Origin of the sequence: Clostridium tyrobutyricum DSM 2637 = ATCC 25755 = JCM 11008, from assembly GCF_000359585.1 — a bacterium.
GTDB classification, from domain to species: domain Bacteria; phylum Bacillota; class Clostridia; order Clostridiales; family Clostridiaceae; genus Clostridium_B; species Clostridium_B tyrobutyricum.
The window spans coordinates 13,941-36,951 of record NZ_APMH01000023.1 but is presented as its reverse complement, the minus strand read 5'-3'; the positions used below and the strand labels follow the sequence as shown (position 1 = coordinate 36,951).

Below are 23,011 nucleotides of genomic sequence, written 5' to 3'. Positions count from 1 at the left end.
AAAATGGGAGTTTTCAAAATACATTCTAAATTTAAACCTAAAGGTGATCAACCTCAAGCTATAGATAGTATAAGTAAGGGTATAGAAAAAGGAGATAGATTTCAAACCCTCCTTGGTGTAACTGGTTCAGGAAAGACCTTTACTATGGCAAATATAATACAAAGAATACAAAAGCCAACTCTTGTACTTGCACATAACAAGACATTAGCGGCTCAGTTGTGTTCTGAATTTAAAGAGTTTTTTCCAGAAAACAGTGTGGAATATTTTGTTTCTTACTATGATTACTATCAACCAGAGGCTTATGTTCCCCAAACCGATACATATATTGAAAAAGATGCTTCTATAAATGATGAAATAGATAAACTTAGACATTCAGCAACTTCAGCTCTTCTTGAGAGAAAAGATGTAATTGTAGTTGCATCTGTATCATGCATATATGGTCTTGGAAATCCAGAAGAGTATAAAAAACTTACTATCTCCTTAAGACCGGGAATGATAAAAGACCGGGATGAAATAATTAAGAAATTAGTAGAAATACAATATGAGAGAAATGACATAAACTTTGTCAGGGGAACTTTTAGAGTAAAAGGGGATACCTTGGATATATTTCCAGCTTCATCTACAAGTCATGCTATAAAAGTAGAATTTTTTGGCGATGAAATTGACAGAATAAAAGAATTTGATGCTTTAACAGGTGAAACTATGGGAATTAGAAAACATGTGTCCATATTCCCAGCCTCTCATTTTGCTACTTCTAAGGAGAAACTTGAGATAGCTATATCTAAAATAGAAGAGGAATTGGAGAACAGATTAAATGACCTCACTGCCCAAGATAAACTCCTTGAAGCTCAAAGAATAAAGCAGAGAACTAATTTTGACATAGAGATGATGAGAGAAGTTGGTTATTGCAGTGGAATTGAAAATTACTCCAGAATATTAGATGGAAGAGCGAAAGGCTCTCCCCCTCAAACTCTAATAGATTATTTTCCAAAGAATTTTTTGCTGTTTATAGATGAAAGTCATGTTACACTGCCTCAGGTAAAAGCCATGTATGCAGGAGATAGATCAAGAAAACAATCTTTGGTTGATTATGGGTTTAGACTTCCATCGGCTTTTGACAACCGACCGTTAAAATTTGAGGAATTTGAAAAAAAAATAAATCAAGTGGTGTTTGTAAGTGCTACTCCATCAGATTATGAAATCTGTCATTCCCAAAATACTGCAGAACAAATATTGAGACCTACAGGATTATTAGATCCCGAGATTGTAGTTAAGCCTGTCAAAGGACAAATAGATGATTTATATTCCAGTATAAACGAGACAATAAAAAGAGGTTTCAGGATTCTTGTAACTACTCTTACAAAAAAGATGGCAGAGGATCTTACTGATTATTTTAAAGATATGAATATAAGGGCCAGGTATATGCATTCAGGCATAGTTACTATAGAGAGAATGAAAATAATTAGAGATCTTAGAAAAGGTGAATTCGATGTACTTGTTGGAATAAATCTTTTAAGGGAAGGTCTAGATATACCAGAAGTAGCACTGGTTGCCATATTGGATGCAGACAAAGAGGGCTTTTTAAGGTCGGAGCGATCACTTATACAAACTATAGGCAGGGCAGCTAGAAATTCTGAAAGCAAGGTTATAATGTATGCTGATAGAATTACTGATTCCATGAATAAAGCTATAACGGAAACAGAAAGAAGAAGAAAAGTACAAATGGATTATAATCATAAGCATGGAATAGTGCCTAAAACTATAAATAAAGGAATTAGGGATGTAATTGAGGCTACTACAGTTTTAGAAAAAAAAGAAGAATATAATACATTAGATGAAGCTATTATTGGAAATAATAAAGATATAGATAAATTAATAGAAAGTAATGAAAAACAGATGAGGCAAGCTGCAAAAGAATTAAGATTTGAGGAGGCAGCTGTACTTAGAGACATAATACTAAAGCTACAAAAAGAGAAAAAGAAGATAAAATAGATTTATATACTAAGGAGTTAGAATTATGAGGGACAGCATAATTATAAAAGGTGCTAAAGTTCACAATTTGAAAAATGTAGATTTAACTATACCACGAGATAAGTTGGTAGTTTTTACAGGGCTTTCAGGATCAGGTAAATCTTCTCTTGCATTTGATACTCTATATGCAGAGGGACAGAGAAGATATATGGAATCCCTATCAGCTTATGCCAGGCAATTTTTAGGCCAAATGAATAAACCTGATGTAGAATATATAGAAGGTTTGTCTCCTGCAATATCCATTGATCAAAAAACTACAAGTAAAAATCCTCGTTCTACAGTAGGAACAGTTACTGAGATATATGATTATCTAAGGTTGTTGTATGCTAGGATAGGAATACCTCACTGTCCTAAATGTGGCAGGGAAATAACTCAGCAGACTATAGATCAGATGGTTGACAATGTGCTATCCATGCCTGATAGAACTAAAATACAAGTGCTTGCGCCATTGATAAATGGGCGTAAAGGTCAGCATGTGAAAATAATTGAAAATATAAAAAAGAATGGATATGTTAGAGCCAGGGTTGATGGAAAAATAGTAGATCTGGAAGATGAAACGATAAATTTGGAAAAGAATAAGAAACATACTATAGAAGTTGTAGTGGATAGACTTATAGTAAAGGATGAAATAAGAAGCAGATTAACTGATTCCATAGAAACGTCTCTTAAATTGTCAGATGGAGTAGTTATTATAAATGTAGTGGGTGGAAAGGACATACTTTTTAGTGAAAAATTTTCCTGTATACATTGTGGAATAAGCATTGGAGAGATTACACCCAGAACTTTTTCCTTTAATTCCCCATTTGGAAAATGCGATACATGTGATGGGCTTGGAACTCTTTTAGAAATTGATGAAGATTTAGTTATACCAGATAGGACCAAGAGCATAGTTGACGGGGCAATTCTTCCATGGGGAGAAGGGAGTTTAAAAGAGGATTCATGGACTTTTAGCATACTCAGGGCCCTTTCAGAAAAATATAAATTTAGATTAGATACTCCGGTAGAAAAACTCAGTGATAAGATACTGGATATTTTACTTTATGGATTAAAAGGTGACAGTATAAAGGTAAAGTATGAAAAACAAGGCAGATTAATGGAGTTTAATCATGCATTTGAAGGGATAATAAATAACTTGAAACGCAGGTATATTGAAACCAATTCTGACTATATAAAAAATGCAATAGAAAATTATATGAACAATAATCCATGTCCTGGCTGCAAGGGGGCTAGATTAAAAAGAGAGGCTCTATCAATTACTGTAGGAGGAAAGAATATATATGATTTTTGTAGTATGCCTATAAAAGATGAACTCAAATTTTTAAATACCCTTAATCTTTCTGAAAAACATAAATTAATAGGAGACCAAGTTTTAAAAGAAATAAAAGGCAGACTTAAATTCCTAATAGATGTAGGTCTTGATTACCTTAGTTTGGCTAGATCATCAGGTACGCTTTCCGGCGGCGAATCACAGAGAATTAGATTGGCTACGCAAATAGGTTCAGGTCTTGTTGGGGTGCTTTATATATTGGATGAACCAAGTATAGGACTTCATCAAAGAGATAATGACAGACTTATTGAGACATTAAAACATCTCAGGGATATAGGCAATACTTTAGTGGTTGTAGAACATGATGAAGATACAATGAAGGCTTCTGATTATATAGTGGATGTAGGTCCTGGAGCAGGGGAACATGGCGGAGAAATAGTTGCTCAAGGTACTATAAATGATATAATGAAAAGTGATAGATCTCTAACGGGTCAATATTTAAGTGGAAAAAAGAAGATAGAAGTGCCTAAGAATAGAAGAACTGGAAATGGAAAATATATAAATATAATAGATGCATCTGAAAACAACCTAAAAAATATAAATGTGAAATTTCCTCTTGGGATTTTTAACTGTATAACGGGAGTATCAGGATCTGGGAAAAGTACCCTTGTGAATGAAATACTTTATAAGGGACTTAATAAGAGTATAAATGGTTCTAAAGATAATCCCGGGAAGCATAAAAGTATACTTGGAATAGAAAATATAGATAAGATTATAGATATAAATCAAAGTCCTATAGGAAGAACACCTAGGTCAAATCCTGCCACATATACGGGAGTATTTGACATAATAAGAGAGGTATTTTCAAATACTTCTGAAGCAAAGATGAGGGGATATAAGCCTGGAAGATTTAGCTTTAATGTAAAAGGTGGCAGATGTGAAGCTTGTAGAGGAGACGGTATAATAAAGATTGAAATGCAATTTTTATCTGATGTATATGTTCCATGTGAAGTATGCAAGGGCAAGAGATATAACAGGGAAACTCTAGAAGTAAAATACAAGGGTAAAAATATAGATGATATTTTAAATATGACTGTAGAAGAAGCCGTGATTTTTTTCAAAAATATACCTAGAATAGAGAATAAACTTCAAACTTTAATGGATGTAGGACTTGGATATATTAAATTGGGTCAGCCATCTACACAGTTGTCTGGTGGAGAAGCTCAAAGAATTAAACTTGCTTATGAACTCTCAAAGAGGAGTACTGGAAAAACGCTTTATATATTGGATGAACCCACTACAGGCCTTCATATAGATGATGTAAAAAGACTTGTAGATATACTGCAAAGAATTGTAGATACAGGTAACACAGTTGTAGTAATAGAGCATAATCTGGATGTTATAAAATGTGCAGATTATATTATAGATCTTGGACCGGAAGGCGGTGAAAATGGTGGCAAGGTATTGTGCGTAGGTACACCTGAAAAAATAGCCCTAGATAAAACATCTTATACAGGACAATATTTAAAAAAGATGTTATAATCTACATAAAGATTAGCGTAATTAGATTCATAATGCTAATCTTTTCATCTTTAGGGGAGGATATGTAAAAATGGATCTGAGTAAATTGAGTTTGATTTTTAAAATAGTAATCATTGGAATAGTATATATAATAATATTTTGGGCACTAAGAATAATGTACAAGGATATAAAAAATGGTGGAAAAAGAGTAAGAGTATCCAATAGAAGATCTTTTGGTCTTGAAGTATTAGTTCCAGGAAATAATTCTAATCTTAGAAAGGGTGCTGTTATCCCCATAAGAAAGGAGATAACCATAGGTAGAAAAAACGATAATTTATTGAGATTGGAAGATCCTTATACCTCGTCTCACCATGCTAGGGTATATGTTAAGAATGGTAAGGATTGCATGATAGAGGACCTGGGGAGTACTAATGGTACTCTTTTAAACGGTAAAAAATTGAATGGGCGCCAATACCTAAATTCTGGAGACGAAATAAAAATTGGGAATACTTCTTTTAAGGTTATATAGTAGTGTATCGTATTATTATTATTAGTCATATTTTATAGGGTGGTGAATGTAATTGGATACTACTAGAGATGAGAAAAAATTACTTAAATATACATATTTACTGTGTTTATTTTGTTTTTTCAATCTAGCTGTAATAAAACAGCCTTTTGATAAAGGGGCTATGATAATGGCAGTTGTTATCTGTCTGCTAGTTGGATATTCATATTTTGTAATAAGAAGATTTTTTTCAGATGGAGATAAATATATATTTATTTTTTCAAGTATCTTGTCGGTTATAGGTATGGTAATGCTGTATAGAATAAATACGGCTGTTTCAATTAAGCAAATTATATGGTTTGCAATTGGAGTTACTGGATTTATATTAATTGTAGTTTTAATGCCTGATACAACAAGTTTTAGTAAATATAAATATATATATTTAATATGTACTTTAATATTTATGGGTATGGGATTCTTTGCAGGTACAGAAATAAATGGTTCTAAAAACTGGGTTAGTATAGGTGGAATGCAATTTCAGCCTTCGGAGTTTGGTAAATTATTTTTAGTGGCTTATCTGGCTGCAGAGTTAAAAAATTACAAAAATTTCAAGAACCTCATAATTCCATGTATAGTAGTAATGATTTCTTTGGGATTTATGGTAATTCAAAAGGATCTTGGTTCAGCACTTATATTTTTTGGGATAACTATAACTATGTTATACATAGCTACATCAAAATTCAGATATGTAATAGTTTGTTTTTTATTGGCAGCAGTTGGAGCAGTTATAAGTTATCATATGTTCGGGCATGTAAGATTAAGGGTAATGATATGGAGAAATCCATGGCCTTATGTTAGTGACCAGAGTTATCAAGTGGTACAGTCCTTATTTTCTATAGCATCAGGGGGACTTACAGGGTCTGGACTTGGACTAGGACATCCAGAATTTGTACCAATAAACACTACAGATTTTATATTTGCAGCTTTATGTGAGGAACTTGGTATATTAATGGGATTTGCTATTATAATATTGTATTTTTTACTTTTCTATAGATGCATGAGGGCAGCTGTTTATTGCAATGATAAATTTTCAAGACTATTGGCAGTAGGATATAGTGCTATGATTGCATCTCAAGTTTTGGTTATAGTTGGAGGTGTTATGAATGCAATTCCACTTACAGGAGTAACTCTACCACTTGTAAGCTATGGAGGCAGTTCCATGTTGATAACATTTTTTTCTCTAGGTATAATTCAAAAGATATCAGAAGAGGGTAGGTAGTATGAATAATACGCTAAATAATATAAAAAAAGTAATGTTTGTTTTTTTGATATGTTTTATAGGATTGGTTTCCTATATGACTTATTTTGAAATGATAGTAGGTCCCAGTGTAGTAAATAATGGCCATAACAGGAGAACATGGATCAGGAGAAATGAGGTACTCAGGGGAACTATATATGATAGAAATGGAGATGCTCTGACTAAAAGCGAGCCTATAAATTCAGAAACTCAGAAAAGGGAATATACAGGAGGGGCAGTATTTTCACATATTCTTGGTTATGTAGATCAAAAGTATGGGATAACTGGGCTTGAAAGAAAATATGATACAGATCTCATGACTACAGATATAAAGGACAGCTTAAAAAGCCTGATTTTAAATAAAGGGCGTAGTAAAAAAAAGGTTGGAAATGGAGTAAAAACTACTCTTGACATGGCAACTCAAAAAACGGCTTATGATCTTTTGGGAGATAATAGAGGAGCTGTTGTTGTTCTGAATCCTAAAACTGGAGCAGTAATTGCCATGGTATCAAAACCATCCTTTGATCCTAACAATCTTGAAGACAGTTGGTCGGCTATAAACAAAGACTCAAGCAGACCTCTTTTAAATAGAGCTACTGCAGGGCTGTATCCACCAGGATCTACATTTAAAACAGTAACAGCAATAAGTGCACTTGAGAATATGCCAAATGCACAGAATAGAACTATACAAGATACAGGTTCCGTTCAAATAGGTCCAGATTATGCACTTCATAATTATAATGGAGAAGTTCTTGGAACTTTAAATCTTTATCAAGCATACACGCATTCAAGTAATGTATATTTTGGTACTCTAGCACTTGATCTTGGTAATAATACATTGAAAAATACTGCAGAGAAGTTCTTCTTCAACAAGAGCATTCCAACAGATGGGATACCTGTAGAAGCCAGCCATTTTCCTACACTAAAGTCTTATGAAAAAGGAAGTATAGCTCAAAGCGGTATAGGCCAGAGCAGTGTCCTTGCCAGTCCACTTCAGATGGCAGTAGTAACAAGTACTATAGCAAATGATGGTGTAATGATGAAGCCTCATCTTGTGACAAGTGTAATTACCAGCAGCGGAAAGCTAGTAAAGACAATATCTCCGGAATCAGCAGGACAAATTATATCATCAAATACAGCTGATATAATGAAAAATATGATGAAATCAGTAGTTGATAATGGTACAGGATCAGGAGCTTATATAAATGGAATAGAAGTTGCCGGAAAAACTGGTACTGCAGATAATCAGGTTATGGGAGCAGGATCTCCTCCACATTCATGGTTTATAGGTTTTGCACCATATGATGATCCACAGGTAGCTATTGCAGTAATTGTAGAAAATGGAGGCCAGGGAGGAAAGGCAGCTGCTACCATAGCTTCACAGGTAATAAGCACAGCTTTACGAAGATAATTATATAATCGAGTGTTTTCCCGGGAAATTTTGTTGAAAAAAGTAATATTATATAAAATTTAATGCTATAATATACTCACTTATACTAAACTTTATTCAATGAAAAGGAGAAAAAATGAAAGGTAGAACTCATGCTGGAATGGGAGTAATTACTTTTTTATCCATTTATAAATTTCTCCCGGGAGGATTTAACTATTTGGGGATGATAGTAGTTTTATTTGCATCCATATTGCCGGATATAGATCATCCTAAAAGTATAGTAAATAAATATATACTTCCTTTTAAAAATAAAATGACGAAGGCTACTCTATATGGCTGCATAGGTGCAGTGCTTTTATGGTACAATTATTTGTATTTAGATAAACCTATAATAAAGGCATTAGGTATAGTTTTTATTATAATAGCAGTATCTTCACATAGAGGAGGACTTACCCATAGCTTAATGGGAATGTCATTATTTTCTTTTGTAGCTGGATATATAGGTAATATGTATAATATACATTATCTGGTATATTATTTTATGATAGGATATGGAATGCACCTTATATGCGACATGTTTACTAATATGGGAGTGCCTTTATTTTATCCTTTTAGGAAGAAAAAAGTCAAGTTTCCATTTACTTATAAAACTAATTCTAAAATTGGGTCTGCTATAGAGCAATTACTTATGATATGTGGACTCTTATTTACTATTTATAAAATACCAGTAATATTTTATAAATAGTCTAAGTTAGAAACTTTATTGTGTAGGGGATGATGGTATGTTTGACCTTGAATTTCAGTTAAAAGTATTGCCGGATAAACCCGGTGTATACATTATGAAAAATTCTCTTGGTGGAGTTATATATGTTGGAAAAGCTAAGGTATTAAAAAATAGAGTGCGCCAATATTTTCAAAATTCAAGAAATCACTCTGCCAAGGTAAGAGCAATGGTGGAAAATATATATGAATTTGAGTATATAGTTACAGATTCTGAAATAGAAGCTCTTATATTGGAGTGCAATCTTATAAAGAAGTATAGGCCAAAGTATAATATATTGCTTAAGGATGACAAACATTATCCATTTATAAAGCTCACTATGAATGAAGATTTCCCTAGGATAATTATTACAAGGAGAATTAAAAAAGATGGATCAAAATACTTTGGCCCATTTCCAAATTCTTCTTTTGTATATGAAACCATAGAACTTATAAAAAAAATATTTCCGATAAGAACCTGTAGAATAAAAATAATAGAAGATGAGACAAATATAAGACCTTGTTTGAATTATTTTATAAAATTGTGCAAGGCACCTTGTGCTGCTTATATAAATAAAAATGAATATGGAAAAATAGTGAATGAAATAATAGATCTTCTATCAGGCAAAGATAAAAAAATAATAAGTGGATTAAAAGAAGACATGAACAATGCATCTACGAATTTGGATTTTGAAAAAGCAGCTAACATAAGAGATAAAATTTTTGCAGTTCAAAAAGTTACAGAAAAGCAAAAGATAATAACTGGAAATTTTGAAGATGAAGATTTTATAAATATATCATCCGATGAAGTAGATAGCTGTGTACAGATATTTTTCTTAAGAGATGGCAAAATAGTTGGAAGGGAGCATTATATTATTCAAAATACTGTGGATTCTCCTAAAGGAGAAATAATTGCTGATTTTATTAAAGAATTTTATGGCGGAACTGCTCATATAGCAAAAAGTATATATGTACCTATAGTGGAGGATTGTGAATTGCTACAAAAGTGGTTATCCATGAAAAAAAATTCCAAGGTAAATATAAGAATTCCATATAGAGGGGATAAGAAAGCTACCTTGAAATTAGTGGAAAAAAATTCGGAAACCATGCTCGCAAATTTCAAGATGAAGTTTATCCAAGATACTCAAACACATAAGAAGGCATTAGAAGAATTAACTGAAATTTTAAATTTGGATGATATCCCTCATAGAATAGAAGCTTATGATATATCAAATATACAAGGTGTTGATTCTGTTGGAAGTATGGTAGTTTTTGAAAACGGAACAGCAAAGCACAGTGATTATAGAAGATTTAAAATAAATACTGTTAAAGGTGCAAATGATTATGATAGTTTATACGAGATATTGTCCAGAAGATTTAAGCATGGGTTAGATGAAATAAAGAGAATACAGCATAAAAATTTAAAACTAAGTGCCGGAAAATTTTGTGTGTTTCCAGATTTGATTCTTATGGATGGTGGAAAAGGTCAAATAAACATTGGCCTTAAAGTATTAAAAGACTTTGATATAAATATCCCAGTTTGTGGAATGGTTAAAGATGATAATCACAAAACAAGGGGACTTATATATAATAATATAGAGCTTTTGATAAAATCCAATTCAAACCTGATGAGGTTTATAACTAGAATACAGGATGAAGTTCATAGGTTCGCTATAACATACCATAGAAGTTTGAGAAACAAGAGAGTACTTCATTCAATATTGGATGACATACCCAATGTAGGAAATCATAGAAGAAAAGAGCTATTGAAAAAGTTTGGAAGTATAGACAACATAAAAACAGCTGAAATAGAAGAACTTGTGAATACACCTTCTATTGATAGACGTACAGCTCAAAGTATTGTAGATTTTTTTAAAAATCAGAAAAATTAGTTGTGCTGGCATCTTTCTGCCTAATTATTAAAAAAAGCATATATAAACCTTGATTAAGATGCATATGTACACTATACTAGATTAAGATTTTAAATTAAATTTCAAGGAGAATAGAACCATGAATAAATTTAGAGATTTTAGTAATGATTTAATAAAAATATTAGATGAAAAAGATATAAAAATAGATGAGCCTATGAGTAGCCATACTTCTTTTAAAGTTGGAGGGCCTGCAGATATTCTTATAACTCCGGAAAGTGCAGATCAAGTTTTAGATGCAGTGAAACTGTGTAAATCAAAGAATGTACCTTACTACATAATGGGAAATGGTTCTAATTTGTTGGTTAAAGACGGTGGGATAAGAGGAGTAGTGGTAAAGTTAACTAAGTTAAAGAGTATAAAAATTCAGGGCAGTAGAATTATAGTATCAAGTGGTGCATGTCTAAAGGATGTTTCACAGAAAGCTTTGGATAATAGTTTGACTGGCTTTGAATTCGCATGTGGAATTCCTGGAAGCGTAGGCGGAGCTGTTACTATGAATGCAGGAGCATATAATGGAGAAATATCCAATGTTATTGAAAGTGTAATTGTAATAGACAACCATACTAAAAAGAGAATACTAAACCTTGAACAATTGGAACTTGCTTATAGGATGAGTTCTATATTAAAGTATGGATATATTGTTTTGCAAGTTACGTTTAAATTGGAAAAGGGAGATCATAGCAAAATCAATGACAGAATTGAAAATCTAAATAGAAGAAGAAGTGAAAAACAGCCTCTTGAATATCCATCGGCAGGAAGTACTTTTAAGAGACCGGAGGGCCATTTTGCAGCTAAATTAATAGAAGATAGTGGTTTGAAAGGGATGAGCGTTGGAGGAGCACAAGTATCTGAAAAACATTCAGGATTTATAATAAATAAAAAGGATGCTACCTCAAAAGATATATTGGATTTAATAAAGTTAGTTCAAGATACAGTAAAACAGAAGTTCAATGTAGATCTTTATACAGAAGTTAGAATTATTGGAGAAGATTGATATCCAGGAATAATTCATATATTATAAAAATGGAGAATCCGCTTGAGATAGGCTGGATCCTCTATTTTTTATGAAATTTTTTTATGTTATAATTATAACAGTGCATCTATTGTAATATAATAAGATTATTGCTAATTAGGAGGGACGATTATGAGATTTGTTATAGTAACAGGTCTATCCGGTGCAGGTAAAACTCAGGCTGTAAGAAATTTAGAAGATTTAGGATATTTTTGTGTAGATAATCTTCCATCTACATTAATACCTAAATTTGTGGAAGCATGTTATAAAGCTGATGGTAAAATTGATAAAATAGCCTTGGTTATAGATATACGGGGCGGCCAATTTTTTGATGATATATTTGAAAGCCTGAGTTATTTAAAAAAACAGGGATATAAATATGAGATACTCTTTTTAGATGCATCAGATGAGGTTTTAATAAAGAGATTTAAGGAATCTAGAAGGAAACATCCTTTAGCTCCCGAAGGAAGAATATTAAAGGGAATAACTATGGAGAGAAATAAACTTAGAGAATTAAAAAATAAAGCAGATAATATAATAGATACTTCTAAACTGGCTACAAGGGAACTCAAAGAAGAAATAACCAAGATATATTCAGAAGAGGGACAGATAGAAACCCAGCTAATGATAACAGTACTTTCCTTTGGATTCAAATATGGAATACCGGTAGATTCAGATCTGGTATTTGATGTTAGATTTCTTCCTAATCCATTTTATATACCAGAGTTAAAGAAGTATTCTGGAAATGATAAATTAGTTGCAGATTATATAATGGGATTTGACCAGACAGGACAATTCATAGATAAACTTTCTGACATGTTGGAATTTTTAATACCATATTATATCAAAGAGGGAAAAAGACAACTCATTATATCTATAGGATGTACTGGAGGAAGACATAGGTCGGTAGCAATTGCAAATACAATTTATGATAAATTAAATAAAATCGGTCATAAAGTTAATATAGATCATAGGGATATTGAGGAAGATGTAAATAAAGGTGGTAAAAAACTATGAAAATTATGGGCTGGCTCAGGCCTGGAATAAAAGTTAAAAGGTGGGTTATGCTTGGAATCATGGGTGGACTATTTATAATATTCGGGGTAATTGAATTTATAAATAGAAGATTTTACAGCATGTATTATATATCATTTTATATATTTCTAATTATATCCGGAGTTTTTGTAGTATATATTTCAGTAACTCAAGGAATGAGATCCATAATAGCACTTATAAACAAAGGTTATTTAAGTGTATCCTTGAGTTCGGCAAAATTGGAAAACTTGATATATGAAAAAAGACTTCTTGTAAAAGGACCTAAAATAGTTGCAATTGGTGGAGGAACTGGATTGTCAACTATGCTTAGAGGTCTTAAATATTACACTTCCAATATAACTGCGATAGTAACTGTTGGAGATGATGGTGGAGGTTCAGGAGATCTAAGAGAAGATTTGGGAATATTACCGCCTGGAGATATAAGAAACTGCATATTGGCTCTTGCAGATACTGAACCTCTTATGGAAGACTTACTTCAGTATAGATTCAAAGATGGAAGGCTGAAAAATCAAAGTTTTGGAAATCTATTTTTGGCAGCCATGGATGGCATATCTTCAAATTTTGAAGAAGCTGTTCATAAGATGAGTTCAGTATTGGCAGTAACGGGAAAAGTCATGCCAGTAACTCTTGATAATCTGATATTAAAGGCAAAGTATAAAGATGGTTCTATGGCTCAAGGAGAATCCACTATTCCTGAAGAAGCTATAAAGAGAAATACTAAAATAGATAAATTATTTATTGAACCAAAGGGAGCCAGGGCTTTAAAAGAAGCAATTCAAGCTATAGTTGAGGCAGATGCTGTAATTCTTGGGCCAGGGAGTTTATATACTAGTGTTATACCAAATCTATTAGTTAAGGATATTGCAGAGGCTCTTCAGAAAACAAAAGGTATAAAAATTTATATATCCAATATAATGACCCAACCAGGAGAAACAGATGGTTTTTCAGTGTCAGATCACATAAAGACAATTTATAAGCATGGTGGAAATGGAATAATTGACTACGTTATTGTAAATGTAGGAAGGATAGATAAAAACTTGGCAGGTAAATATCATGAGGAAGCTTCACATCTTGTAGATATAGATGAAGATGAAGTAAACAAACTAGGGGTAAAAGTTATAGAAGGAGATTTTATTAGTGCAAAAAATGGATTAATAAGACATAATTCAGAAAAACTTGCATCTATTTTAATAGAAACAATTATGGATAAAAAATTATTGTATGATAGAAAGAAGATAATTGAATATTTCTATCTGTCTGAGAGAATTAAAGAAAATAAAAAGCAGTAGGAAGGTGATAAAAATGTCATTTTCGTTGAAGGTAAAAAATGAAGTCTGCAGGTATATAAATATTAGCAAAGGAGAAGCTGTAGCTGAGTTGTCAGCTATAATGAAAGTAAGTGGTACTTTATCTTTAGGCTCCAATAAACAGATAAGTTTTAAAGTAAATACAGAGAATCCTACTATCGCGAGATTTATCTTTATTATATTAAAAGATAAATTTGATATACATAGTAAGATATTGGCGACAAAGAGCAATTCGTTAAAGAAGAACAATATATATATAGTTGTTATTACTGAAAAAATGCATGTTGAAAATCTACTTAAAGATATAGGACTTCTTAAAAAGGAGGAAAATGTATTTTCACTGGATTATAGTATACCAGATATAGTGTTTGAAAAAGATGAGTACAAAAAGGCTTATATAAGAGGAGCTTTCCTTGGAGGCGGCAGTATAAGCAATCCAGAAAAAACATATCACCTTGAATTTGTAACTCACAATGAAAATTATGCACATGACTTAAGTAATCTTATAAATGAATATGGGCTAAACTCTAAAGTTATTCAGAGAAAAAGCAGTTTTATAGTTTATTTAAAAGAAGGGGAACAAATAGTAGACTTATTAAATATAGTAGGAGCTCATTCTGCACTTTTGGATTTAGAGAACATAAGAATAATGAAAGAAATGAGGAATAATATTAATAGACTGGTAAATTGTGAAACTGCCAATTTAAGCAAAACTGTAAATGCATCAGTAAGGCAAACTGAAAGTATAAAATTGATAAAGAGGGAAATCGGGCTTTTACGTCTTCCCCAAAACCTAAGAGAAATAGCAGAATTAAGACTAAATCATCCAGATGAATCGCTTAAAGAATTAGGTGAAATGCTAAATCCTACTGTAGGGAAATCAGGAGTAAATCATAGATTAAGGAGAATTGAAAAAATAGCAGATGAACTGAGAAGAGAAGAGAGGTAGGAATAGATTATGTCAAAACATGAAGATATAATCAAGTATATACTTTCACTTGATGTTGGCACCAAGATATCGGTAAGAAGTATAGCTAGTGATTTGGGGGTAAGTGATGGAACGGCATATAGGGCAATAAAGGATTCTGATAATTTGGGAATTGTTACGACTATTCCAAGGGTAGGTACAATAAGAATAGAAAAAGTTGAAAAGAAAAATATTGAATCCCTCACTTATGGTGAAGTTATAAATATTATAGATGGAACTCTGCTTGGCGGAAAAGATGGGGTATATAAGGTACTTCACTATTTTGTTATAGGGGCCATGACTATAGATGCAATGGAAAAGTATATAAAGAAGGACTGTCTTTTAATAGTTGGAAATAGAGAGGAGGCTCAAAGGCTTGCATTACTAAATAATTCAGGAGTTCTAATTACTGGCGGATTTCAATGCAGTGATGAAATAAGGGAACTTGCAAATGAAAAATGTCTTCCAGTCATATCTACTACTTATGATACATTTACAGTGGCAAGTATGATAAACAAAGCAATTTCTGAGAATTTAATAAAAAAGGATATTGTTCTTATAGAAGACATAATGGAAAATAACCCTGAATATTTAAGTATAAATGATACAGTTTTAAAGTGGAGGGAGAATTTGGAGAGGACTCAACATGAAAGATATCCTGTGGTAGATAATAAAAAGAGGGTAGTTGGTATTGTTACATTAAAGGATATACCAAATAAAACATCAGATGATGAATTGATAAGCAAGCTAATGTATAAGAATCCAATAACGCTTACTCCAAAAGCTACAGTAGCTTATGCAGCCCATATAATGGGATGGGAGGGCATAGAATTATTTCCAGTAGTAAATGGCAAGACATTAGTAGGAGTTGTTACAAGAAAAGATGTCATAAGAGCTCTTCAATATATGGCTAGGCAACCTCAGCTTGGAGAAACTTTTGAGGATTTGGTATTAAAGGAATTTGAATTCAATACAGAAGGGGATTGCATCCATTTCTATGGAAAGATAGTTCCAGAAATGTTAAATCCAATTGGAACTGCATCCTGGAGTTCTCTCAATATGATTCTTTCTACCATGGGTGTCATGACATTGAGACAAAACAACAATATAAATGTACTTGTAGACAGTATCAGTACTTATTTTATGAAACCACTTCAAATAGATAGCGTTATACACATATATTCTAATATAGTTGATATAGGAAGAAACTTTTGCAAGATAGAAATAGATATGTATAATGATAAAAAACAAATTGCTGGTAAATGTATTTTATCGGCACGAATAATAAGAAGTTAATATATAGGGGGAATTGTATTAATGTTTACACATGTTGTTTTTTTCAAATTAAAGGATAGGAATACTGAAAATATAAAAAAGGCAAAGGAAATACTTATGAAAGTAGATGGAAAGATACCATCTTTGAACACTATAAAAATAGGTATTGACGTAGTAAAATCTGAAAGATCTTATGATCTGGCATTAATTGCTACATTTGATTCAATAAAGGATATGGAGGCATATCAGATTCATCCAGTACATGTAAATGAAGTTCTAGCTAATTTGAAGCCTATGCTGGATTCATCGGTATCAGTAGATTTTTAAACTTTATATAGCACTTTTGTAGTGTTATCTGAAAGATGAGGTGAGTATGCATGGAAAAGGGAAATCATGAATGGGTCAGTTTGCATCAACATACAGAATACTCTCTTTTAGACTCTTCTGCCAAAATCCCCAATCTTGTAAAAAGGGCAAAAGAACTTGGAATGAAGAGTATGGCAATAACAGACCATGGAGTTATGTATGGATGTGTGGAATTTTATAAAGAGGCAAAATCCCAGGGTATTAAGCCTATAATAGGTTGTGAAATATATGTTTCACAAAATTCAATGCATATAAAACAAAATAACGGTAAAAATGAAAATTACCATCTGGTGCTTTTAGTGAAAAATGAATCAGGATATAGAAATTTAATGAAAATAGTTTCTACAGCATCTACAGAAGGATTTTATTATAAACCTAGAGTAGATCATGACTATCTATCTTCTCACAGTGAAGGTTTGATTGCTTTAAGTGCATGTTTAAGTGGAGAAGTTCAGTCAAATATATTAAAGGATAATCTAAAGAGAGCCAAGGAGACAGCTGTATTCTACAGAGATACTTTTAAAGATGGATTTTACCTTGAACTTCAATATCATGGCATAGAAGATCAGATTAAGATCAACAAACAATTGAAGCTAATGTCAAAAGAATTAAATATACCGTTGGTTGCAACTAATGACGTTCATTACATAAGAAGAGAAGATTATAAGTCACATGATGTATTGTTATGTATACAAACAGGAAAAACTGTAGATGAAGAAAATAGAATGAAATATCCTTCAGACCAGTTTTACTTGAAGTCACAGAATGAAATGTATGAAATGTTTTCAGATGTTCCCGAAGCTATTGAAAATACGGTAAAAATAGCTGATGAGTGTAATTTTGACTACGAATTCCATAAATCAAAGTTACCTAATTTTCCTCTTGATGAAGGCATAGACCATTATGAATACATGAAAGATCTGTGCTATAAGGGGTTAAAGGAAAGATATTCGGAGATTAATCAGAGTCTAAAAGACAGATTAGAATATGAACTTGGAATAATAAAGAAAATGGGATACGTTGATTATTTCCTTATTGTATGGGATTTTATAAGATTTGCCAGACAAAATGGAATAATGACAGGGCCGGGACGTGGAAGCGGTGCAGGTTCTATAGTTGCGTATACTCTGGGAATTACTAAGATAGATCCAATAAAGTATAATCTTATATTTGAGAGATTCTTAAATCCTGAAAGAGTATCTATGCCAGATATTGATAGTGATTTTTGTTATGAAAGACGTGGAGAAGTAATAGATTATGTGGTAAAGAAATATGGAGAACATAATGTATCTCAGATTATAACCTTTGGAACCATGGCGGCTAGAGCATGTATAAGAGATGTAGGGAGAGCCATGAATTATCCATATGGTGAAGTCGACAGAATAGCAAAGATGATTCCTGCGGTATTAAATATAACTATAGATAAGGCACTTGAAATGAATCCTGAATTTAAAGAGGCTTATGATAATGAACCTCGAACTAGTGAACTTATAGATATAGCCAGGGCTTTGGAAGGATTGCCAAGGCATACATCTACCCATGCTGCAGGAGTTGTTATAGCTTCCCAGCCTCTTGTAAATTATGTTCCTCTTCAGAAAAATGAAGATAATATAGTAACTCAGTTTACAATGGGCACTTTGGAAGAACTTGGTTTGTTAAAGATGGATTTTTTGGGGTTGAGAACTTTAACTGTACTTAGAGATGCCATTACAATGATCAAAGAAAATAAAAATATTGATATAGACCTGGACAGCATAGATTATGATGATAAGTCCGTTTACAATATGATAGGTGAAGGAAAGACAGTAGGTGTATTTCAATTTGAATCTCCAGGGATAACTAATTTTGTGAAGGAATTAAAACCGGATTCATTGGAGGATATAATAGCTGGAACAAGTCTCTACAGACCAGGACCTATGTCTGAAATACCAAAGTATATAAGAAATAAAAATCATCCTGAGGAGGTCAATTACATAACTCCACAACTTGAACATATCTTGTCAGTTACTTATGGGTGTATGGTGTATCAAGAACAAGTAATGCAGATTGTAAGAGATCTAGCGGGATATTCCATGGGAAGAAGTGACCTGGTAAGACGTGCCATGTCCAAAAAAAAGCATCATGTTATGGAAGAAGAAAGACGCAATTTTGTATATGGAATAGTTGATGAGGACGGAAATGTTAAGGTGCCAGGATGTATAAGAAATGGTATATCCAAGGAAATTGCAAATAAGATATATGATTCCATGATAGATTTCGCTTCCTATGCTTTTAACAAGTCTCATGCTGCAGCTTATGCAGTAGTATCATTTCAAACGGCTTATTTAATGCATTATTATCCTGTTGAATTTACAGCGGCGATGCTAAATAGCATAAAGGGAGACAGTGAAAAAGTTGCATATTATATAAGATTTGCAAAAGATCAGCATATAGATATACTTCCACCGGATATCAACGAGAGCTATGCAAAATTTACAGTTAAAGGAAATAGTATAAGATTTGGTCTTTCTGCTATAAAAAATGTAGGAGAAAATATCATAGATAGTGTAGTAAGATCCAGAAATAAGTATGGAAAGTTTAAAGACCTGGTTGATTTTTGCAACAATGTGGAAATCACATGTATAAATAAGAGATTAATAGAAAGTTTAATTAAATCAGGAGCTTTTGATTGTTTTGGGGTATATAGATCCAAACTTATTGCTGTTCATGAAAAGGTACTTGAAAGCATAAATGCATCTCGAAGGAGAAACATTGAAGGACAGGTAAGCTTGTTTTCTACAGTTGATGACAGCAGCATAAGAATACATTACCCGGATATAAATGAATTTAAAGAAAGAGATAAACTGGCTATGGAAAAGGAGATGACTGGATTATATCTATCAGGTCATCCATTGGATGAATACAAAAAAACACTTGTACTTAAGACTAGTTTGAAAATTTCAGATATACTCATGGATAAAACTCTTGAGGGAGAGATTGTTAGTGAATCAAAAGTAAAAGATGGAGACAAGGTTATAATAGGAGGAATTGTTTCTGAACTTTCTAAAAAAGTAACCAAAAATAATGACATTATGGCATTTGCAAAATTAGAGGATTTATATGCATCTATAGAAGTTATAATATTTCCAAAGATACTCCAAAAATTTCGAAATCTCATTGAAGAAGATGCACTGTTGATATTAAAAGGAAGAGTTAGCATAAGAGAAGAGGAAGAGCCCAAGATAATATGTGAAACTATAGAACCTCTTATTAGAATTGATACTAAAAAGTTGTATATTTTAATTGAAAGTGAAGACGATCTAAAAGATGATGTAAATAAATTTAGATCTTTAGTACAAAGGTATAAGGGAAATATTCCAGTATATATTTGCACCAAAAAGGAAAGAAAAAAATTTAGACTCGATAGAGAATTGTGGATTAAAAATGAAAATGGTATCTTGGATTACCTGAAAGATACTTTTGGTAATACAAATATTAAATTTATGTAACTGGAATAATTTGATATAAAAAAGGTTAAAATACTAAATGCAATATAAGTTTAGTATTTTAACCTTTTTTTATTTAAAATAACTTTATATTTTGATGAAAAATGGGCAAATATATGATATAATTAAAAACATAGTTAGTATTTAAAAATGTAAGTTTGTATGATATAAGTGGGACATAAATAGTCCCAGCGGTCATAGGAGGTATAAGCGTATGAGAACAATAGGTGTATTAACAAGTGGTGGCGATGCCCCTGGCATGAATGCGGCCATAAGAGCAGTGGTAAGAGCCGGTTTAGATAAAAACTTCAATGTTATGGGAATACTTAGAGGTTATAGTGGACTCATAAGTGGTGAAATAATACCTATGGATAGACAAAGTGTTGCAGACATAATCCAAAGAGGTGGAACAATTTTAAGAACTGCACGCTGTGCAGAGTTTAAAACAGAAGAAGGAAGAAAAAGAGGAGCCAATATATTAAAGACTTTTGGAATAGATGGATTGGTTGTAATTGGTGGAGATGGATCCTTCAGAGGAGCACAGCTATTATCAAAACTTGGAATATCAACTGTAGGTTTACCAGGCACTATAGACAATGATTTAGCTTATACAGATTTTACTATAGGCTTTGATACTGCAACAAATACAGTATTAGATGCTATAAATAAATTAAGAGATACTTCTACATCTCATGAAAGAGTAAGTATAGTTGAAGTCATGGGAAGAAATTGTGGAGACATTGCACTTTATGCAGGGTTGGCTGGTGGAGCTGAAAATATAATCATCCCTGAAAAAGGATATGAACAGGATACTCTATGCAGGACTATATTAGAAGGAAAAATGCATGGTAAAATGCATAATTTAGTAGTACTTGCGGAAGGAATTGGCGGTGCTGAAGATCTCGCTAAAAAGGTTGAAGAAATAACTGGAATAGAGACAAGGGCTACAAAACTTGGACATATCCAAAGAGGTGGAAGCCCAAGCTGCCGAGATAGAATACTAGCTTCACGAATGGCTTTTAGAGCTGTAGAATTACTTGAAGAAGGAAAATCTTCCAGAGTTGTAGGAATTAAAGATGGAAAGATAATAGATGAGGATATTGATGAAGCTTTAGAGGAACCCAAGCATTTTGATGAAAAATTATTCGAAATAGCAAATGCTTTATCATAATAAATTAAAATTGTATTTAAAGGAGATTGAAATATGCAAAAGACTAAAATGATTTTTACCGTTGGTCCTGCTAGTGACACAGATGAAATTTTATCAAAACTTATTGAGGCTGGTATGAGTGCTTCAAGACATAACTTTTCACATGGTGACCATGAAGAGCATAAGGGAAGAATGGATGCAATAAAGAGACTTAGGAAAAAATACAATAAACAAATAGCTATAATTCTTGATACAAAAGGACCAGAAATAAGAACCGGGGATTTTAAAAGCAAGCTTGAATTAAAAGAAGGTCAAAAATTCACTGTATATTGTGGAGAAGAAATTCTTGGAGATGAAACTAAGTGTTCCATAACTTATGCAGATCTTTATAAAGATGTAAAGCCTGGAGACAGCATACTTATTGATGATGGATTAGTAGGTATGGAAGTTGAAAGCATAGATGGAAACAAAATAAATTGTGTAGTTAAGAATAGTGGTTTAGTTAGCAGTCATAAAGGTGTTAATGTACCAGGAGTATCCATAAAGCTTCCGGCTACTACAGAAAAAGACGAATCAGATTTGAAATTTGGATGCGAACAAGGCGTGGATATAATAACAGCATCCTTTATAAGAAAAGCCCAAGACGTAATAACTATAAGAAATATACTTAAGAAAAATGGCGGAGAACACATCCAGATATTCTCAAAGGTAGAAAATCAGGAAGGTGTAGACAATATAGATGAAATAATAGAAGCTTCAGATGGAATAATGGTTGCAAGAGGAGATATGGGAGTTGAAATTCCAATAGAAAAAGTACCTCTTATACAAAAGTCCATAATAGCTAAATGCAATAGTGTAGGTAAACCTGTTATAACAGCTACTCAAATGCTTGATTCAATGATAAGAAATCCAAGACCAACAAGAGCAGAAGCATCAGATATAGCAAATGCAATTTTTGATGGAACAGATGCTATAATGTTAAGTGGAGAATCTGCAAATGGTAAATATCCTGTAGAAGCAGCACAGACTATGGCAAGAATAGCTCAATCTGCAGAATCCAAGATTAATTTTGATGAATTACTTAAAAAGAAAAGAGAAGCTAGTGTAACTGATGTATCCAATGCTATAAGTTTTGCAGCTTGTTCTACAGCAGCTGAATTAAATGCAGATGCAATAATAACAGCTACTCAGAGCGGAAGTACAGCTGTAAGAGTTTCAAAGTACAGACCTGCTTGTCCGGTTATTGCAGCTACTCCAAATGAAAAAGTATGTAGAAAATTAGCTCTTAATTGGGGGGTTTTTGCAATACTTACAGATAAATATGAATCTACAGATGAAATGGTAGAAAAATCTATAGATGCATCATTAAAAGCTGGTTATATAAAGAAAGATGATTTGGCAGTTATAACTGCAGGAGTACCAGTTAGCACTACTGGTACTACAAATATGATCAAGGTTAATGTAGTTAAATAATTAATCTATTAAATAACTCTGGGATTTTGCCTGGAGTTATTTCTTTTACAAAAATTTTAAGAAACTTAATAAAAAATATTGAAATATTATACAAAGTTAATGTATAATATAGTGATACACGGTTAGAATTATTGATATGAAACTAAGAGACAACTGATTCTATATTATTTTGCACCTTTAAAACAGGTGCTATTTTTTTAGTTATACTTAAAAATTTAT

General features: G+C 32.4%; 16 protein-coding genes. All 16 read left to right on the top strand.

Translation table 11 applies throughout. The annotated features are described in order from the left end of the window. Positions 1-3 precede the first annotated feature (3 nt). Positions 4-1,992, top strand: a complete 1,989-nt coding sequence (uvrB, locus tag J418_RS0110130) for an excinuclease ABC subunit UvrB (RefSeq protein ID WP_017895521.1) — start codon at positions 4-6, stop codon at positions 1,990-1,992. Positions 1,993-2,017: 25 nt separating this feature from the next. Continuing rightward, positions 2,018-4,840: an excinuclease ABC subunit UvrA gene (gene uvrA / locus J418_RS0110125; protein WP_017753279.1), complete on the top strand. Its 2,823-nt coding sequence runs from the start codon at positions 2,018-2,020 to the stop codon at positions 4,838-4,840. A 70-nt stretch (positions 4,841-4,910) separates the two neighbouring features. Then, positions 4,911-5,348, top strand: a complete 438-nt coding sequence (locus J418_RS0110120) for an FHA domain-containing protein (RefSeq protein ID WP_017753280.1) — start codon at positions 4,911-4,913, stop codon at positions 5,346-5,348. A 52-nt stretch (positions 5,349-5,400) separates the two neighbouring features. Continuing rightward, positions 5,401-6,603, top strand: a complete 1,203-nt coding sequence (locus J418_RS0110115) for an FtsW/RodA/SpoVE family cell cycle protein (protein ID WP_017895520.1) — start codon at positions 5,401-5,403, stop codon at positions 6,601-6,603. 1 nt (position 6,604) lies between these two features. Then, entirely contained in the window at positions 6,605-8,032 is a 1,428-nt protein-coding gene (locus J418_RS0110110) for a peptidoglycan D,D-transpeptidase FtsI family protein (protein ID WP_017753282.1), read from the top strand. A 115-nt stretch (positions 8,033-8,147) separates the two neighbouring features. Next, positions 8,148-8,756: a metal-dependent hydrolase gene (locus J418_RS0110105; protein WP_017753283.1), complete on the top strand. Its 609-nt coding sequence runs from the start codon at positions 8,148-8,150 to the stop codon at positions 8,754-8,756. Positions 8,757-8,793: 37 nt separating this feature from the next. Continuing rightward, on the top strand, positions 8,794-10,662 hold the full coding sequence (gene uvrC / locus J418_RS0110100; RefSeq protein ID WP_017895519.1) for an excinuclease ABC subunit UvrC: 1,869 nt from the start codon (positions 8,794-8,796) through the stop codon (positions 10,660-10,662). Between the two features lie 118 nt (positions 10,663-10,780). Then, positions 10,781-11,695 (top strand): UDP-N-acetylmuramate dehydrogenase, encoded by a 915-nt coding sequence (murB, locus tag J418_RS0110095; RefSeq protein ID WP_017895518.1) that lies wholly within the window; start codon positions 10,781-10,783, stop codon positions 11,693-11,695. A gap of 150 nt (positions 11,696-11,845) precedes the next feature. Then, complete coding sequence (rapZ, locus tag J418_RS0110090; protein ID WP_017753286.1) at positions 11,846-12,730, top strand: RNase adapter RapZ; 885 nt, start codon at positions 11,846-11,848, stop codon at positions 12,728-12,730. Continuing rightward, on the top strand, positions 12,727-14,058 hold the full coding sequence (locus tag J418_RS0110085) for a gluconeogenesis factor YvcK family protein (RefSeq protein ID WP_017753287.1): 1,332 nt from the start codon (positions 12,727-12,729) through the stop codon (positions 14,056-14,058). Before rapZ ends, J418_RS0110085 begins: the two co-directional genes overlap by 4 nt. 13 nt (positions 14,059-14,071) lie before the next feature. Then, positions 14,072-15,025 carry a DNA-binding protein WhiA gene (gene whiA, locus J418_RS0110080; protein WP_017753288.1) on the top strand — a complete coding sequence of 318 codons (954 nt, stop codon included), beginning with the start codon at positions 14,072-14,074 and terminating at the stop codon, positions 15,023-15,025. A gap of 9 nt (positions 15,026-15,034) precedes the next feature. Further along, complete coding sequence (locus tag J418_RS0110075) at positions 15,035-16,339, top strand: DRTGG domain-containing protein (protein ID WP_017753289.1); 1,305 nt, start codon at positions 15,035-15,037, stop codon at positions 16,337-16,339. Positions 16,340-16,360: 21 nt separating this feature from the next. Beyond that, positions 16,361-16,645, top strand: a complete 285-nt coding sequence (locus J418_RS0110070; RefSeq protein WP_017753290.1) for a Dabb family protein — start codon at positions 16,361-16,363, stop codon at positions 16,643-16,645. 50 nt (positions 16,646-16,695) lie between these two features. Continuing rightward, positions 16,696-20,172 (top strand): DNA polymerase III subunit alpha, encoded by a 3,477-nt coding sequence (locus J418_RS0110065; protein WP_017753291.1) that lies wholly within the window; start codon positions 16,696-16,698, stop codon positions 20,170-20,172. Between the two features lie 211 nt (positions 20,173-20,383). Then, a complete protein-coding gene (pfkA, locus tag J418_RS0110060) occupies positions 20,384-21,340 on the top strand; it encodes a 6-phosphofructokinase (protein ID WP_017753292.1) in 957 nt (318 codons plus the stop codon). Between the two features lie 33 nt (positions 21,341-21,373). Then, positions 21,374-22,792 (top strand): pyruvate kinase, encoded by a 1,419-nt coding sequence (gene pyk, locus J418_RS0110055; protein ID WP_017753293.1) that lies wholly within the window; start codon positions 21,374-21,376, stop codon positions 22,790-22,792. Positions 22,793-23,011: the final 219 nt, after the last annotated feature.

Excerpts from the sequence above, each read along its gene's own strand:
- uvrB (WP_017895521.1), top strand. The coding sequence starts at position 4 with ATGGGAGTTTTCAAAATACATTCTAAATTTAAACCTAAAGGTGATCAA.
- uvrA (WP_017753279.1), top strand. The coding sequence starts at position 2,018 with ATGAGGGACAGCATAATTATAAAAGGTGCTAAAGTTCACAATTTGAAA.
- J418_RS0110120 (WP_017753280.1), top strand. The coding sequence starts at position 4,911 with ATGGATCTGAGTAAATTGAGTTTGATTTTTAAAATAGTAATCATTGGA.
- J418_RS0110110 (WP_017753282.1), top strand. The coding sequence starts at position 6,605 with ATGAATAATACGCTAAATAATATAAAAAAAGTAATGTTTGTTTTTTTG.
- J418_RS0110105 (WP_017753283.1), top strand. The coding sequence starts at position 8,148 with ATGAAAGGTAGAACTCATGCTGGAATGGGAGTAATTACTTTTTTATCC.
- uvrC (WP_017895519.1), top strand. The coding sequence starts at position 8,794 with ATGTTTGACCTTGAATTTCAGTTAAAAGTATTGCCGGATAAACCCGGT.
- murB (WP_017895518.1), top strand. The coding sequence starts at position 10,781 with ATGAATAAATTTAGAGATTTTAGTAATGATTTAATAAAAATATTAGAT.
- rapZ (WP_017753286.1), top strand. The coding sequence starts at position 11,846 with ATGAGATTTGTTATAGTAACAGGTCTATCCGGTGCAGGTAAAACTCAG.
- J418_RS0110085 (WP_017753287.1), top strand. The coding sequence starts at position 12,727 with ATGAAAATTATGGGCTGGCTCAGGCCTGGAATAAAAGTTAAAAGGTGG.
- whiA (WP_017753288.1), top strand. The coding sequence starts at position 14,072 with ATGTCATTTTCGTTGAAGGTAAAAAATGAAGTCTGCAGGTATATAAAT.
- J418_RS0110075 (WP_017753289.1), top strand. The coding sequence starts at position 15,035 with ATGTCAAAACATGAAGATATAATCAAGTATATACTTTCACTTGATGTT.
- J418_RS0110070 (WP_017753290.1), top strand. The coding sequence starts at position 16,361 with ATGTTTACACATGTTGTTTTTTTCAAATTAAAGGATAGGAATACTGAA.
- J418_RS0110065 (WP_017753291.1), top strand. The coding sequence starts at position 16,696 with ATGGAAAAGGGAAATCATGAATGGGTCAGTTTGCATCAACATACAGAA.
- pfkA (WP_017753292.1), top strand. The coding sequence starts at position 20,384 with ATGAGAACAATAGGTGTATTAACAAGTGGTGGCGATGCCCCTGGCATG.
- pyk (WP_017753293.1), top strand. The coding sequence starts at position 21,374 with ATGCAAAAGACTAAAATGATTTTTACCGTTGGTCCTGCTAGTGACACA.